16 protein-coding genes are annotated in these 14,785 nt (G+C 67.1%); 8 read left to right on the top strand and 8 right to left on the bottom strand.

Annotated features, from left to right (window positions below; translation table 11 throughout):
- The 4 genes from K8P10_RS04150 to K8P10_RS04135 form a co-directional block, all read right to left on the bottom strand.
- A complete protein-coding gene (locus K8P10_RS04150) occupies window positions 1-1,074 on the bottom strand; it encodes a YdcF family protein (protein ID WP_224780541.1) in 1,074 nt (357 codons plus the stop codon).
- Window positions 1,074-2,408, bottom strand: a complete 1,335-nt coding sequence (locus tag K8P10_RS04145; protein ID WP_224780540.1) for a threonine/serine exporter family protein — start codon at window positions 2,406-2,408, stop codon at window positions 1,074-1,076. Before K8P10_RS04145 ends, K8P10_RS04150 begins: the two co-directional genes overlap by 1 nt.
- A 164-nt stretch (window positions 2,409-2,572) precedes the next feature.
- Window positions 2,573-3,355, bottom strand: coding sequence for a siderophore-interacting protein (locus K8P10_RS04140; RefSeq protein ID WP_224780539.1), 783 nt, complete (start codon window positions 3,353-3,355; stop codon window positions 2,573-2,575).
- A gap of 192 nt (window positions 3,356-3,547) precedes the next feature.
- Entirely contained in the window at window positions 3,548-4,372 is an 825-nt protein-coding gene (locus K8P10_RS04135; protein ID WP_224780538.1) for an AraC family transcriptional regulator, read from the bottom strand.
- Window positions 4,373-4,502: 130 nt separating this feature from the next.
- Here K8P10_RS04135 and K8P10_RS04130 point away from each other — a divergent pair, with 130 nt between their 5' ends.
- The 3 genes from K8P10_RS04130 (at window position 4,503) to K8P10_RS04120 (ending at window position 8,688) form a co-directional block, all read left to right on the top strand.
- On the top strand, window positions 4,503-6,173 hold the full coding sequence (locus tag K8P10_RS04130) for an ABC transporter ATP-binding protein (RefSeq protein ID WP_224780537.1): 1,671 nt from the start codon (window positions 4,503-4,505) through the stop codon (window positions 6,171-6,173).
- Complete coding sequence (locus K8P10_RS04125; RefSeq protein ID WP_224780536.1) at window positions 6,170-7,936, top strand: ABC transporter ATP-binding protein; 1,767 nt, start codon at window positions 6,170-6,172, stop codon at window positions 7,934-7,936. The genes K8P10_RS04130 and K8P10_RS04125 overlap by 4 nt, the downstream gene beginning before the upstream one ends.
- Before the next feature lie 389 nt (window positions 7,937-8,325).
- Window positions 8,326-8,688, top strand: coding sequence for an ABC transporter permease subunit (locus tag K8P10_RS04120; RefSeq protein WP_370631962.1), 363 nt, complete (start codon window positions 8,326-8,328; stop codon window positions 8,686-8,688).
- Here the strand turns inward: K8P10_RS04120 and K8P10_RS04115 are convergent.
- Entirely contained in the window at window positions 8,649-9,359 is a 711-nt protein-coding gene (locus K8P10_RS04115; protein ID WP_224780535.1) for a GPR1/FUN34/YaaH family transporter, read from the bottom strand. The genes K8P10_RS04120 and K8P10_RS04115 overlap by 40 nt on opposite strands.
- A 241-nt stretch (window positions 9,360-9,600) precedes the next feature.
- Here K8P10_RS04115 and K8P10_RS04110 point away from each other — a divergent pair, with 241 nt between their 5' ends.
- From K8P10_RS04110 to K8P10_RS04100, 3 genes are all read left to right on the top strand, one after another.
- Entirely contained in the window at window positions 9,601-10,362 is a 762-nt protein-coding gene (locus K8P10_RS04110) for an alpha/beta fold hydrolase (protein ID WP_224780534.1), read from the top strand.
- 2 nt (window positions 10,363-10,364) lie between these two features.
- Entirely contained in the window at window positions 10,365-10,808 is a 444-nt protein-coding gene (locus K8P10_RS04105) for a helix-turn-helix domain-containing protein (RefSeq protein ID WP_224780533.1), read from the top strand.
- A gap of 132 nt (window positions 10,809-10,940) precedes the next feature.
- The gene (locus K8P10_RS04100; RefSeq protein ID WP_224781210.1) at window positions 10,941-11,834 is read left to right on the top strand and encodes a dihydrodipicolinate synthase family protein; all 894 of its coding nucleotides are present in this window, start codon (window positions 10,941-10,943) and stop codon (window positions 11,832-11,834) included.
- Here the strand turns inward: K8P10_RS04100 and K8P10_RS04095 are convergent.
- Window positions 11,737-12,273, bottom strand: a complete 537-nt coding sequence (locus K8P10_RS04095) for a PACE efflux transporter (protein WP_224780532.1) — start codon at window positions 12,271-12,273, stop codon at window positions 11,737-11,739. The genes K8P10_RS04100 and K8P10_RS04095 overlap by 98 nt on opposite strands.
- A gap of 94 nt (window positions 12,274-12,367) precedes the next feature.
- On the opposite strand from K8P10_RS04095, the gene K8P10_RS04090 reads away from it, so the two are divergent.
- Complete coding sequence (locus K8P10_RS04090; RefSeq protein ID WP_224780531.1) at window positions 12,368-13,255, top strand: LysR family transcriptional regulator; 888 nt, start codon at window positions 12,368-12,370, stop codon at window positions 13,253-13,255.
- A 36-nt stretch (window positions 13,256-13,291) separates the two neighbouring features.
- On the opposite strand, the gene K8P10_RS04085 is transcribed toward K8P10_RS04090, so the two are convergent.
- Complete coding sequence (locus tag K8P10_RS04085; RefSeq protein ID WP_224780530.1) at window positions 13,292-13,786, bottom strand: DUF4385 domain-containing protein; 495 nt, start codon at window positions 13,784-13,786, stop codon at window positions 13,292-13,294.
- 114 nt (window positions 13,787-13,900) lie between these two features.
- Entirely contained in the window at window positions 13,901-14,086 is a 186-nt protein-coding gene (locus K8P10_RS04080; protein ID WP_224780529.1) for an SPOR domain-containing protein, read from the bottom strand.
- A 228-nt stretch (window positions 14,087-14,314) separates the two neighbouring features.
- On the opposite strand from K8P10_RS04080, the gene K8P10_RS04075 reads away from it, so the two are divergent.
- Window positions 14,315-14,497, top strand: a complete 183-nt coding sequence (locus K8P10_RS04075) for a PRD domain-containing protein (RefSeq protein WP_224780528.1) — start codon at window positions 14,315-14,317, stop codon at window positions 14,495-14,497.
- Window positions 14,498-14,785 lie beyond the last annotated feature (288 nt).

Here is a 14,785-nt window from a genome sequence, read left to right as displayed (position 1 = left end):
TCAACCGGCCGGCGGCACCATGGCGGGAACGATGATCAGGGTGAATGCAACGGCGCCCGAGACCATGAGCGCGATGCTCACGGCAACGACGCGCCAGTGGTCTCGCATCACACCGGCGAACTCGCGGAGCACCGCGCTCGGAACGTAGTACCAGGCGGTGGGTGCGCCCACCACGTGAGCTCGCATGCCGAGCGCGCGGGTCAGTAGAGCTGTGCGGAACACGTGGTAGCTGCTGGTCGCGACAACGACCGGCGCATCGGGTTCCGAGAGGAGGGTGCGCGAGAACCGGAGGTTCTCCGATGTCGTGCGTGATTCCGTCTCCGCGACGACGGCGGCTGGATCGGCGCCGTGCGCGATGAGGTACTCTCGCATGGCCTCGCCCTCGGAACGGGGTTCGTCGTCCCCCTGGCCTCCGCTGGGGATGAGGATCGGGGCGCCACCGAAGTCTGCCTGCGCCTGCAGCCCGCGTTGGAGTCGTGCGGCGAGCAGCGGCGGCACCGCTCCGTCGATCAAGCCGGAACCGAGCACGATAACCGCTTCCGGCACGACGCGACTGCGACGCCAGCGATACAGCAGCGACGCGATCATGAAGGCTGCGAAGGCGAACCCGAAATAGACGACGATGAGGATCGCCGCGAGGTGCACGGCGTACCGCAGGAGATAGGCGGGATCGTCGCGCACGACATCGGAGGGAGCCAACCACCCGAGCGTGCCCGGCAGCAGGATCAGCCCGATAGCCGCGACGAGTGCCAGAGCGTTCCCGAGCGTCCGGCTCTCGCGGCGCAAGACGGTGATCCCGGCATACAGCAGGAAGATGACGAGCAGCGGGTATCCGACGACGTTGCCGAGAAGCAGGAGACCGAACGCGACCACCAGCACGATGACGAGCAACAGCGGGTGACCGAGAACCGCCAGCACGAGGCCGACGCCGAGGGCGCAGATCCCCGCTCCGAGAATCGCGATGATGGGTGCCCCGATGCGCCGCCCGTCGCGGAGGAACCCGGCGCCTCCCGTCACGAAAAGCACGCCTCCGACCACGATCAGCGCCGCGGAGAGCCAGACCGGTCCCACCATCAGGTCTCCTCGCTCCCCGCGGCAGCGGTCCGCTCCCAGCTCACCAGACGGGAAAGGTAGCCGCCGAACGCGACGCCGATGCCGATCGCGAGACTCATGAGGCCCGCCGTGCCGAACGATGCCAGTCCCGACCCCTCCCCCATTTGCTGCAGAATACCGAAGAACACGGGGATACCGGGGAGCAGGGCTCCCGTCACCCCCATGAGCGCCAGCACCTGACTCGGGTAGCCGGTGCGCACCGCGATCCTGGCGCTGAGCAGCCCGAGCACCGTCGCGGCGAGCGCCGTCGCCCAGACGGCGGGAAGCCCGCTTGAGAGAAGCACCTGGTTCGTGGCACCCGTAGCTACCCCGAGGAAGGCGGCCGGAGCGACGAGATTGAGTCGGCCTCCGTTGGCGAACGAGTTCGCGATGGCGCCCAGGGCAGAGAAGACCAGGATCAAGTACCACGGCATCGCGGGCAGCCCATCGAGCCTCGGGTGCTCCATTCCCAGTGCCTCCCCGAGGGCGAACGTGAGCGTGCCACCGATGACGATGCCGACTGCAGCGACCGCGACGTTCGCGACCCTGGTTCCGGCAGAGAGGTGGTCGCCATCGATCGCGTCGGTGACAGCACCGATCACCTGCGGAAGCGGAAGCAACAGCAGCCAGTTCACGGCGATCGCCGCGGCAGCGCCGACCGGATCGACGAAGTCCCACTGCACCAGCATCGTGGCGAGCGCGCCTGCCACCGTGCTCTGCACGGCGACCGCGAACAGCTTTGGCATGCGCGCCGCGGTCGTGCCTACGCCGACGACCGAGGCGGCGGCCTGAACGAGCGCGGCGGTGACCCACGCCTCCCAGGAGACGCCGACCTGCATGCTGATGAAGAACGCGAGCATGGTGGTGCCGAGCGCGACGATCCACCAGGGCGTCACAGTGAGCCGCAGCCGGTCGGCGACCCGCTTCGCCACTGCGAGCCGCTCTCGCGCATCGTGACCATGCACCCGGGCAACCTCGGTGTGCGCTGTCCGCTCGGCGAGCCGGGTCAGTTCGCGCGACCGAGTGCAGTCGATGGCGTCGAGCGTTCGCGCGGCACCCGACGACGACACTGTGTCGCCGTCGTGCGTAGCCGCCTCGAGGATCAGCATGCGCCCGAACGCCGAGATCGACAGCGCTTCAACTCCGAGATCGAGACCGTATCGAGCGAGCGCGTGCTCCGTCTGGCCGCTCGTAAGCCCGGATTCGAGCAAGCCGTGCCCCGTCGATTCGAGAAACTCCAGGCGCGCGCGCACGTCCGTCGCGGACAGGCCGGCCGCGCGTGCAGCCGCCCCCGGGACCGCATCGGGTGAACTCATGCTCCGATCCTACGGGCGGGAACCAGCTCCAGACGATGTCCGAGGCGCTCGTGATAGCGGGGACGACCAAGCAGAAGGTCTGACCCGCGCGCTCGATCCCCTACAGAGCCCAGGGCACCGGAGTTACCTCACCCTCATCCGTACGTTCCGCTTGCCGACGATCGTCAGTCCGTGCCTCGCCCATCGTGCCCGATCTTCCCCGCCGTCCAGAATCCGATTGCCCGATGCCGGTCGCGCGGCTGCGAGTGCCGCCGCCGCAGATGGGTGCGGATGCTGCGGGCGGCGGCCGATTCGCAGGCCACCCAGGCATATCCGGGCGTCTCAGGGAGTGCGATGCCTTCGACCGCTGTCGGCAATGCGCTCTCTCGACCTCCTGGTCCGATGATCCAGGTCCAGTCCACGTCGCCCCGGGTCTCGATGACACGCCGATCCGCCGCAGTTGGGACCTCGACGATCGCCTGCACCGGGACCCCCTCGGGCAGCTCCTCGACGATCCGGGCCAATCCGGGAAGACCGGTGGCGTCGGCAACGAGCAACTGCCACTGCGCATCGTTCGGAGGCGAGTGGTAGGCGTGGGACACGGTCGAGCCGAGGAAGATGCCGAGCACATGGCCGGGTTCCGCCCGTTCGGCCCAGGTCGAGGCGACGCCATCCCCGTGTACGACGAACTCTACGTCGAACTCGCGTCCACGATCGTGGACTGCGCGCATGGTGTAGTGCCGCCACGGGGGAGTCGGCTCGTTCAGGGACTCGCCAGCGTGCTCCCGGTTGAAGTAGGTCACGTCGGCCCGCGTTTCGCCTGGCCACGGGAAGGCGATGTCGACGCGCTCGTCTCCCCGACCATCGGCATACCAGGTCCACTCGCCGAGCGCTCGGAGACGCACACGGATCATCGACGGGGTCACTCTCGTGACCGCCACGACCTCCGCGGGTTCACAGAACTCCATGTCTCCTCTTTCCTGACTTTCTTGTACTGACGCTGTGCTCACCGGAGTGCCGCCCGAGAAATGACCGTCGGCGCACCCGATTCAGGATCGAGCACCACGGCATGTCGGTCAGGCTCACCTCAATAAGAGTAGGAGTGCCACGAAAGCCGGGGCTGACAAGTTATTACTCGTTTCGGACACCTGGCATTTACGCTACGCCCTGGGCGGGAGAAACTCGTGAGGGCGGTGCCCTGAGACACGGTGGAACGCATTACTGAAGGCCCCGATGCTGGCGTAGCCGACTTTCCCCGCGACGACGCCGACGGGGGTCCCGCTGATGAGCATCTCCACCGCGCGCACAATCCGAAGCTTCATGCGCCACGCGTTGAACGACATCCCGGTTGTGCGCTCGAAGACCCGCGCGACGGTCCGACTGCTCAGGGAGGCCACCCAGGCCCACTCCTCGATCGAGCGGCCATCGGCGGGATCGGCGAGCAACCGCTCGACGATCGGAGCGATCCGTTCGTCCTGCGGGATCACCAGGTCGAACTCCCGACCCCCCTCATCGGCGAGCAGTTCCAGGCACACGCGTTGAGCGCGCAGCCGCTGCTCTTTCGAGATCGCCGCTTCCATCAGGTAGATGAGCAGCTCTCTCAGCGCCGGACGCACACCGACGATACGGATCAGCGTCGACCCTTCCGGCCAGGCCGCCGGGTCGATGTGCACCGCCGCCATCGTCGACGACGGCGCACGGAGCACGACATGCGGCGTGCCTGCCGGGACCCACACCCCCTCGCCGACCGTCAGTGTGCGAGAGACGCCGGCGACCTCCACCGAATCGGTCCCCAGGATCGGGAAGAACACGACGTGCTCCGGATGAGTGTGAGCACCTTGCGGGCACCCGAAGTGGGGGTGCCAGTACCGGTCGCGCATCAACCGCGTCGTGAGCGTGTACCCCGTGGGAATGATCGGAGGGTGCGACGGCACACGGACCCCCGAACCGATGGACAACGGACCCTGAAGCGAGAGAGATGACATGGCGATTCCCAGCACGATCGAGCGAAGGAGAGCAACTCCGGGACGAACTCCATTCTTCCGCACATGGATGTCGGAAATGAATAAACAGTCGTCTACACCGAGGAACGATCCCCGGCCTACCGTGGAGCACATGACCCAGAATGAGCGCGATGCGAAGCCCGCCGCACGGACCGCGTCGATGTTCGCAGTGGCGCTGCTTCGCAACGGGCGCGGGTGGCGTCTCTCCGCGGCGACGCTGGGCTTCATGACTCATCAGGCCGGTGAAGCAGCCGTGCCCATCGTGATCGGCGTGGTCATCGATCAGGCCATCGTGAAGAGCGACGGAACCGCATTGCTGATGTGGATCGGCGTGCTCGCGCTCATCTTCGTGCTCCTCTCCGTGAGCTACCAGCGCGCAGCGTTGACGATGGTGCGGGTGTACGGGCACGGTGAGCACGATCTGCGCCAGCTGACCGGCGCACGAGTACTGAACCCACGCGGGCGGCACGCGCGCCACCGCACAGGAGAGGTGCTCTCGGTCGCGACGAGCGACACCTACCGCGTCGCCGGGATCGCCTGGAGCGTCGCAGAGCAGGGATCGACCATCGCAGCCCTCCTGGCAACCAGCTGTGCACTGCTCATCATCTCCCTCCCTCTCGGGCTCGGCGTGCTGATCGGAGCCGTCGCAGTGCTACTCGGGATGCAGGCACTCGCGCGACCACTGGAGAAGCTCGGCATGGCCGAGCAGGCCTCGGTCGCCGCCGCCAGCGAAGTCGCCACCGACGCGATGGCTGGTCTGCGGATCGTCCGGGGCCTCGGCGCGGAGGGCGAGGTCATCAGCCGCTACCGGTCCGCTTCGGCAGCCTCACTGCGAGGCGCCGTGGCCACCGCCCAGAAGCTCATCACCTACGACGCCGTCAGCAGCGCAGTCTCCATCGTCTACCTGGGTCTGCTTGCGCTCGCCGCCGCATGGATGGCTTGGTCAGACGAAATCACGGTGGGCCAGCTGGTGACCACGGTCGCCCTCGCGCAGTTCCTGCAAGGTTCCCTCGCACACATCGGCACCTTCGCCGCGAACTGGGCGCACAAGCGCGCGTCGGCCCGCCGTTTGAGTGCCCTGGTGGTCGAGCCGTTCGCGCTCGACGCGGGCGGGGATGGCCCGACCGGCACTCCAGATCGAGAGTGCCCTCCTCTGGCGTGGAAGTCGGGGGCGCTGCGCATCGAGGCTCAGACCGGGTTGCTGGTCGGGGTGCGTATCCCCGGGGCGGCAGCCGCGCGAGCACTGTCCGCGCGACTCGGCCTGCGCGTGCCGCCGCACCCGGGAGAACTCGCCATCTTCGGCACCGATGCCGTGGAGGCCGGACCGGAGCGGTACCGGCGCGTGGTGACTGCCCCGCCGCATGACGCTGCGATCTTCACCGGGACGCTGCGTGAGAACGTCACCGGTGCACTCACCAGCGCAGGGCTCGTCCGCGAATGGGACGAGGAGGTCGTACGAGCTGTCGCACTCGACGACGTGGTCACGCACCTCGGCTCCGCCGATGCGCACATCGGCGAGGGAGGCAAGCGTCTCTCCGGAGGTCAGCGTCAGCGCGTCCTCCTCGCCAGGGCACTCCACCAGCCGCACGAGGTACTCATCCTCGACGAGCCCACGACAGCTCTGGATCCGCTGACCGAGCAGCGCGTCGCCGATGGACTCGCCGGGCTCGGTCGCACCACCATCGTCATCACGTCGAGCCGAGTTCTGCTCCACGCATGCGATCGCGTCATCGATTTCAGCACCACGCCCGCGAACGAGCGCACCTCCGAGGCGATCCGGTGAGCGAGACCTCCGGTGCCGACGAGATCAGCGCCGACGAGATCAGTGCCGAGGGTCGTCTCCCGATCGCGAGAGGGATGGTCAGTGCTCGGCACGCGCTGCGAATCCTCGGAAAGCGGCGCGGCTCGCTCGCCCTCTCCACGGCGTTGCTCCTCGCGAGCTCGGGAGCCGCACTTCTCGTTCCGCCCGCACTGGGCTGGATCGTCGACGCGGTGGTCGAACGGGTCCCGCTCTCGACAGTGGTACTCGCCGCCACGGTAGTCATCGCATCGGGAGCCCTCTCAGCGGTCCTCGCTCGCACCGGCGGCCGACTGCTCGCTTCCACCCTGCAAACATCACTCGCCGAACTCCGCGAAGAGGTATTCACCGCAGCGATGCGCCTGGATCGCGACACCGTCGAGGCTGCCGGGAGCTCCGACGTCGTCTCCCGGGTCACCGCAGATGTCGAGGCAATCACCGCGGCCGTCTCCGATGTTCTCCCCCGATTCATCGGAGCCGGATTCACGATCGCGCTCACGGTCGTGGGGCTCACGCTACTTGATCCGTGGCTGGCGCTCGCTGCGCTGACCGCTGTACCGGTCCAGCTCTTCGCGATCCGACGATTCATGCGTCGATCACGCCCGCTCTACCGGCGCCTACGTCTCGAGGAGTCGGAGCGGGGGCAAGCGATCATCGAAGCAGTCGCCGGCGCCGACACGATCATCGCCTCCGGCGCCGGAGAAGCGCATCTCGAGCGCGTCGCCGTGCGCAGCCTCAGAGCTGTGGAGACCGAGCGCGAGGCCACGCGCGCACGCAACCGGTTCAATGCCGGACTCAACGCGGCCGAATTCATCGGCCTCGCCGCAGTGCTCGCGACCGGATACTGGCAGGCCACTACTGCGGGTCTCACCGTCGGCGCTGTCACCGCGGCCGCACTCTTCTTCCACCGGCTATTCGCACCGATCGGTGCCCTGCTGTCGAGTATCGACGACCTGCAGCGCGCTGGCGCCGGCCTCGGACGCCTGGTCGGTGTGCTGCAGGCCGTTCCCGAGCGCACGCCGCGCCGCAGCATCGTCGATGCGAGCGTGCTGATGAGATCACTCAGGTATCGCTACCGCGGAGCTGCACGAGACGCGCTCGTGAGCACGGATCTCCGTCTGCCTCCCGGCTCGACCACCGTGCTCGTCGGGGTGTCAGGATCCGGGAAGTCGACGCTCGCCCAGCTCATCGCCGGAGTCCTGCTCCCCACCGGGGGCGAGGTACTGATCGGCGGAGTACCCGCTGCGGGCGCCGACCTCTGCGGGCGCCGAGCCGCTTTCCTGGTCACCCAAGATGCCCACCTCTTCGCAGGAACGCTGGCCGACAATCTCCGTCTCGCCGCCCCGGCGGCCACGGACGCCGAACTGTGGCGCGCACTCGACATCGTGTCCGCATCGTGGGCTCGCGAGCTTTCATACGGTCTCGATACTCCCCTGGGCCACGATCTCGACGATTCACGCATTCAGGAGATCGCGCTTGCTCGGGTGCTGTTGGCTGATCCACCCGTGGTCGTGTTGGATGAGGCGACCGCTCACGGCGGCGCAGACGGCACGCTGGATCGGGCAGTGTCCGCGGTAGTCCAGGGACGAACCGCAGTGATCGTGGCGCATCGTTTCGCTCAGGCGGAGACCGCCGATCTCATCGTGGTGCTTGAGGACGGGCGAGTCCTGGAGCACGGTTCCCACTGCGTTCTGCTGCGCCGCGACGGTGTCTACGCCCGCCTGCACGCTGCCGCGCAGCACCGCTGACCGTTTCAGTCCTCGCCCGGTCCGACCCGATTCGCGATATCGAGCGGGTGTGAACGGCACTCGACGGCGGTCCTGTCGCCACGAGCCTGCGCTGGTAAAGCGGTGTCCTGCGCGGTGATCTCGGGTCAGCGGAGCGGAGATGGGGCCGGGGGTGTGGGGCGCGCTCGGGGTCTCGGCAACGCTGACCCGGTTCGCGACCCTAGTGGCGCTCGTGACTCCCGCTGCGGTGCCTGTGCTCCGCGATCAGCCGCAGCGGGGGTACGGCCCCGTCGGCGTGGCGCTCGCCGCGCTCCCCGACTTCCTCCTCGCGAGCGCGCTGCTCGTCGTCGTGGCAGTGCAACTGGGGATGGCTCCCGCCGTACGGCTGGACCGGACCGCAGACCGCTGTCTTGCCAGCGCTCGCCCTCGGAGCGCCGGCTGGCGGGCTCCTGGGCAGACTCCTCTCGGATGCCGTCTCGGGTGTCGCCGACGAACGCTGGGTCGACGTGTGGCGCCTCGCCGGGGTGCCGGGAGCGGTTACGCTGCTCGGAGCCTTCCGTCGCGCCACGGCCCTCGTCGTGGATCAACTCGGTCCCGTCTTCATCGGCATGCTTGGCGGAGCCGTCGCGGTCGAGCAGGTGTTCGCGATCCCGGGACTCGGCAGATACCTCCTCAGGGCAGCGAACGCCCAGGATCTCCCCCGTGCTGCAGGCGGTCCACGCCCCCTCGCCGGCTACAGCTGCCGACGCACCCCGGCTTCGCTGGCGATCTGATCGACCTGCTCCTCCAGACTGTCGCGGAACGGCTCGAGTCCGGCCTTCCGCCGCGTCAGCGGAAGCTGCACCGGGTGCGCGGACTCCTCGAGCTCGAACCCCAGCGCGGCGTAGAGCGCGAGCGCGCCGAGCAGCATGCCCAGAATTCCGGCAGCGACCTCCCAGGCCGGTGTTGAAGAGAGATGCGAGATCCCCGTCACCGAGAACCTGATGGCCGACCCGACGAGCACCATCGATGCCAGAACTTTGCCGCGAGATGCCGCAACCGGCACCAGCAGCGCGACCGCGGCGACCTGCAGCAGGATTCCAAGCGCCGGGCTGCTGGATCCGGGCGGCGACAGCAGCGTCGAAACGGCGATCATGGCCCACACCCCCGAGACCATCGCCATGCCGGTGCCCGCGATGGGGTCGCGCGCGCCGAAGCCGATCACGGATGAGAGCAGTTGCAGCGGCACCGTCAGAACGAGCACCGCGAGCGCGATCAGGTGCTCCTCGGCTGGCGCCACAATGCCGAGCTGCAGTGCGCTGAACCCCACCGTCGCGATGGCGAGCGCCATGAACGCGAGAGGCAACGGGTTGCCCGTCGGGCGCAGCATGACTCTCGTCTGCTGGAGGTGCGTGCGCCTCGATTCGGCATGCGGCGCGCGCTCTCCCTGCTCTGCCTCAGTCATTCCGGCCCCACTCTCCCGCCCGGGCATCGCGGGCGCTTCGACGTCTGCAAGCGTGCCGCCCAGTCTCGCAGACGCCGGCGCGCTCGGTGCAGCCACCGAACCCGGATACGACTCCCCCGCACCGCACCTGCCAGGCGAGCGCACCATGAAACCCATCTGGTTGCATTTCGCGATCAGTTGAAGTACTTTCGGAAGCACTTCGCAACACCGCCGAGTTGCACAGCGCAGTGGAGGAGACGGCATGAGTGACGAGGCCGTACGGACGATCCTGATTCCCGGCGCCTGGATGGGGACTTGGGTCTGGGAACCGGTCGCTCAGATCTTGAGCGACCTGGGTCACTCCGTCGAGACGCTCACCCTTCCGGGCCTCGAACCAGGGCTATCGGATAGTCGACGAGCCGTCGTCAGACTCGAACAGCACGTTCAAGCACTCATCGACCACATCGGGGGCTCGGGCGCCGGCTCCGTCGCGCTGGTGTCGCACTCCTACTCCGCGATGCCCGCCGCGATCGCGGCCGATCGCCTTGGCGAACGGGTGCGCAGGATCGTCCACATCGGCGGTTTTCTCCCGGTCGACGGGCGATCGCTTCTGGACGACTGGGGCGATTCGGCAGCAGCACGCGAACAGGAACGCGAAGACATCGCCGCGGCGGGAGGTCTGTGGTTGCCCCCTGAGCGATGGATGCTCGATCACGAGTCTGATTTGACGGACCGAGACAGAGACTTCTTGGCGAACCTCTTCACTCCCCACCCCGGGCACACGATCACCGATCACGCCCGACTCGCCTCCCCTGTCTCCGCGCAGCCCACCACCTACGTGGCGCTCGCGCAGACCGGAGACCAGACCGAAGCGTGGAAGCACGCGCCGCGGGTTGCGCGAGATGCCCCGCGCTGGCGGAAGCGTCATCTGCGCAGCGGGCACTGGCCGATGATCTCGCTCCCCGACTCGACGGCAGCGCTCATCGCCGAAGAGATCGCATTCGCCACCGACAGGGAGAGCTGAGCATGGCCGTGTACGACCGGTCGGGGTGCCCGATCAATCTCGCCGTCGAACTGCTCGGCGATCGATGGACGATTCTGATCCTGCGCGACATGATGTTCGCCGGCCGCAGGCACTTCCGCGAACTTCTGCGCGAATCCGATGAGCGCATCACGAGCAGCATCCTGGCCGACCGACTGGAACGGTTGCGCACAGCGGGAATCATCACGCGCGACGACGATCCCGCGCACCAGCAGAAAGCGATATATCGGCTCACCGAGCGGGGCATCGAGCTCGTGCCCGTGCTCGCCACGATCGGAATCTGGGGATCAGCGCACCGCGATGCGGATCCGGAGAAGATCGACGGCGCACGCGCGCTGAGCTACCAACTCCCTCCATCATGGGCGCAGTTCATGCAGACGCTCAGGGCGAGAGACGGCGTCACTGTCGGCGAAGTTCGCGACTGCTGAGTGGACCGAGCGCGACGACAGCGCCCCGGAACTTTTGGTGACACGGGCTCAGGCGCTGAGCAACTTACCGGGACGCTGAACGGAAGCGTGAGAATGGGAGCAGCCCCAACGAACAGGAGCCGCATGCCGAACATCTTCACCGGGCTGAGCGCCTTCCCGCTCACTCCCCTGCGCGACAACCGGGTCGACGAGCACGCATTCACCGGCCTCGTCGAGCGGCTCTCAGCCGCCGGCGTTGATTCCATTACCGCACTCGGCTCGACCGGCTCGTACGCCTACTTGTCTCCCGAGGAGCGCGCCCGCGTCGCCCAGCTCGCCGTCGATCATGCCGGATCAACGCCGGTCATTGTCGGGGTCGGCGGACTGCGCACTTCCCACATTCTCGACCACGTCGAAGCAGCGGAGGACGCGGGGGCGGCCGGGATCCTCCTGGCGCCGATGACCTACCAAATGTTGACCGATGACGACGTGTTCGAGCTCTACCGCACCGTCACCGAGCGCACCTCGCTCCCCGTCATCGTGTACGACAACCCGAGTACCGCCCACTTCGCCTTTACCACCGACCTGTACGCCCGAATTGCTGAGCTGCCCGGCATCGCGTCCATCAAGATCCCCGGTGTTCCCACGGACCCAGGGGCAGCGCGCGACCACGTCGCGAGCATCCGTGCGTCCGTTCCCGAGCACGTCACGATCGGCGTCTCGGGCGACGCCTCAGCGGCGACCGGTCTGATCGCCGGCTGCGATGCCTGGTACTCGGTGATCGGAGGCACGCTCCCCGACCCCGCGCTCACCATCACCCGCGCGGTTCAGCTCGGCAGGAATGCGGACGCTCTCGCCGAATCCAAGCGCCTCGCACCGCTCTGGAATCTCTTCGCCGAGTTCGGAGGCAGCCTGCGGGTCATTGCGGCGATCGCCGAGCAGCTCAGTCTCACGCCCCGGCACTGCTTGCCGCTGCCGATCCGCGGCCTGACGGACGAGCAGCGCGTCCGCGTCGCCGCAGTGATCGGCGAGCTCGGGATCGCCTGACCCCGGGATCCTGACCGTCATTGATCGCCGAACTCGGCACGCCAAATACCCGGTCGAACGCCCAGTTGTACGCGAAAGTGTAGAACGGGACGTAGATGATGAAGACCAGGTCGAGCATGAACGCCTGCACCAACGTGATGTTCAACCACCAGGCGATGAGCGGCACGAGCATGCACACGAGCACGATCTGAAAGCAGAGAGCATGCAAGACGCGACGCCGCAGCGTCCGCGTGCGGTCCTGCTGGCGTCGCTCCCACGCCTCGAAGAGGGTGTTGAACACTAGGTTCCAGGCGGTGGCCACGCCCGTGAGCAGCAGAGCGAGCGGCCCGGTGGTCGTCGGCGGCTCACCGGTGACCGCGGTCATGACCGCAGTGCCGACGACAAGTCCGAGCACCTCGTACCCGCCGACGAACACGAGTTTGCGTGTGAGTCCCTGCACTGAATCTCCGCCTTTCCAAGCCGACAGGGATCGACGCTACACTCAGTGCAAGTGATGGAAAAAGTCAGTTCCCTTCAGAAAAGTTGATAGATATATGTCCCTCTCCAGCGATGGCATCGAACTCTTTCTCGCCGTCGTCGACCACGGCTCTTTCTCCGGAGCAGCACGTGCACTTCGCCGTGTGCCATCGGCGGTGAGCATGAGCATCGCGAACATCGAGGCCGAGCTCGGGTACCCGCTATTCGATCGGTCCCGGCGTGAGGCGGTGCCCACCCCCGAGGCACTGGCACTTCTGCCCCACGCGCGCTCCGTCGCGAGCCGCCTCAGACTCCTGCAGGTGCACGCCGTCGAACTCTCGCAGAACCTGGAGAGCACGCTCACCGTCGCGATCGCATCGGGCGTTCCCGATCATCACCTCCTCGACACCCTCACCGAGGTCGGTCGCCGCTACCCCCTCCTGAAACTGCACATCCTCCGGCTCCCCCAGGAGCAGGTGCGCGAGATGCTTCATCAGGAACGAGCAGACCTGGCGCTCCTCGCCATGCCCCCGGGTGTCGACCGCGAGGAGGCATTCACCCACGTCGCCGACACACGATTCGTGGCGGTTGCCTCGGCCACCGCGACCACTCCGGGGCTCCCCACTGATCTGCGACGCCTCGAAGATCTGGGAGACAGTCGCCAGATCGTCGTGAGCGGCCCCGATGACACCGTCTCGGATCCGCGTCACCTCGTCTCGGACAGCCGCTGGCTGGTGGACTCGGTGGAGGCCGCACTCGGACTCGTGGAGCGCGGCGCGGGCTGGGCCAACCTCCCCCGTGACGCTGTCGAGGGCGCGGTCGCGCAGGGACGCGTGAGGATTCTGGAGTTCGACAACATCACGAACGGCGTCGCGATGCCCGTGCACCTGGTCTGGTTGCGCAGGCGCCCGGTACGCCGAGCGGCCGGCGAGGTGATCGCGTTGATGAGCCGGGCCGCGAACTGACGGGCTCGCAGACCGCGCGTCGTCGCCGAGCACGGATCAGCTTTCGAAGCGCTCCCGGTGAATCTCGCGCATTGCGATATATCGAGGATCGGCCGCCGCCCGATCCCACGCCGCCTTGAAGATGCGCGCGGATTCGGCCTTCACCGGATCCTCAGCGTCGCGCGGCTTCTCGGTCCTGCCGTGCGCGCCGCTCTGCCCCTTCTTGTCGTCGGGCACCGGACCGTCGTACTTCTTGCCCCCGCGGTGGTTGGCGTATCGTCTGGCCCGGGTATACCCCATCTGCAAGAACTTGCGCGCCATATCGGCGCCGACGAAATCTTCATCGTCGAGGTACTTCTCGAAGAGCCGCCAGATCTCCTCGCTCGAGGTTCGTGCGACGTCGGGATCCTTGAAGCGCCAGTGGGGCAAGATCTCCGACTTGTACGGCTCGACCTTGAGCACGCCCTGCTCGCCGCGACCGACACGGTAGAGGTCGGGCCGCTCACGAAAATCGATCGCAGAGAAGTCGAGCGAGTAATCGAACTTTTTCACGGCGCCCCTCTCGATCGGCTCAGCCCGACGCGGCGGCGAACGCCGTGATCGAGCGCAGCATCTTGCCGGGCGACGGTGCGGACGCCCTCCACCATGACCTGCCGATGGGCATCACTACTCGTTCTCGAGTGCGTCCTCTTCAGCCCACTTCCGCGACCGCGCCGCGATCGTCTCGGGAGCCCGTTCAGCCTCTTCCCGAGTGGCAAAGGGGCCGGCACGGTCGACGGCCGGCGACTGCAAACCGTACTCGACCTCGTGCGTGGTCAGGTTGTACCAGTACTCGTGTTCCATGTCCGACATTCGGGTCACCTCCGACGTTCAGGGGTCCAGTACTCCGACTCTATCGGCTCACGAAGCCCACGGGCCCCGCCGTTTGTCCGTGAATCCGCGCGCCACGGATGGGCGGTTACGAATCGAGCTGCGACAGGGTTTCCGCTGTGGGCGCGAAGAACACATTGCCGGTGACCGCGGTCGAGAAGTCGAGCAGGCGATCGTGCCTCCTCGGTGGAACACCTCTTCGCCAAACGCATGCTTCGCGAAGACGACGTCCTATTGGAGACCATGCGCGCGCGTTATCCCGCTTCCGTCACCACCGCAGAACGCGTGCGCACCTTCATCAAGCGGGAGTACGACGTGGTCGTGCCCGACGAGGAGGTCGCATACCTCGCGCTGCACATCGCTCGAGCGTCACTCCCCCAGGCATCAGGTTGATGAGCACTCGCCCCGTCGACTGGGTGTGGCTCACAGGTGCGTGAGGTCTGCGTGGGGTACTGACTCCAAACTCCACCCGCGGCGGATTCCAGGGACTTCTTCACCATCAGGTGTCAGCGTCACTGCAGTGATGACCAACACCGAATCCTGCTGCCGCTCTCACCCCTGATCGCAGCTCAGCTTTCGAAGCGCTGCGGCGCACGCGATAGAAGTCGGGCAGCTCACGGAAATCGATCACCAAGAAGTCGAGCGGGTAATCGAAGTGCTCTTCGTTCGCCCCTCTGGATC

The sequence above is a fragment of the Leucobacter sp. Psy1 genome, assembly GCF_020096995.1.
Taxonomy (GTDB): domain Bacteria; phylum Actinomycetota; class Actinomycetes; order Actinomycetales; family Microbacteriaceae; genus Leucobacter.
The sequence above is the reverse complement of the archived record's forward strand: the minus strand, read 5'-3'. Positions and strand labels throughout refer to the sequence as shown.

Bases quoted from the DNA above. Each gene is read 5' to 3' on its own strand.
- K8P10_RS04150 (WP_224780541.1), bottom strand. From the start codon at position 1,074: ATGGTGGGACCGGTCTGGCTCTCCGCGGCGCTGATCGTGGTCGGAGGC.
- K8P10_RS04145 (WP_224780540.1), bottom strand. From the start codon at position 2,408: ATGAGTTCACCCGATGCGGTCCCGGGGGCGGCTGCACGCGCGGCCGGC.
- K8P10_RS04140 (WP_224780539.1), bottom strand. From the start codon at position 3,355: ATGGAGTTCTGTGAACCCGCGGAGGTCGTGGCGGTCACGAGAGTGACC.
- K8P10_RS04135 (WP_224780538.1), bottom strand. From the start codon at position 4,372: ATGTCATCTCTCTCGCTTCAGGGTCCGTTGTCCATCGGTTCGGGGGTC.
- K8P10_RS04130 (WP_224780537.1), top strand. From the start codon at position 4,503: ATGACCCAGAATGAGCGCGATGCGAAGCCCGCCGCACGGACCGCGTCG.
- K8P10_RS04115 (WP_224780535.1), bottom strand. From the start codon at position 9,359: ATGACTGAGGCAGAGCAGGGAGAGCGCGCGCCGCATGCCGAATCGAGG.
- K8P10_RS04110 (WP_224780534.1), top strand. From the start codon at position 9,601: ATGAGTGACGAGGCCGTACGGACGATCCTGATTCCCGGCGCCTGGATG.
- K8P10_RS04105 (WP_224780533.1), top strand. From the start codon at position 10,365: ATGGCCGTGTACGACCGGTCGGGGTGCCCGATCAATCTCGCCGTCGAA.
- K8P10_RS04090 (WP_224780531.1), top strand. From the start codon at position 12,368: ATGTCCCTCTCCAGCGATGGCATCGAACTCTTTCTCGCCGTCGTCGAC.
- K8P10_RS04080 (WP_224780529.1), bottom strand. From the start codon at position 14,086: ATGTCGGACATGGAACACGAGTACTGGTACAACCTGACCACGCACGAG.
- K8P10_RS04075 (WP_224780528.1), top strand. From the start codon at position 14,315: ATGCTTCGCGAAGACGACGTCCTATTGGAGACCATGCGCGCGCGTTAT.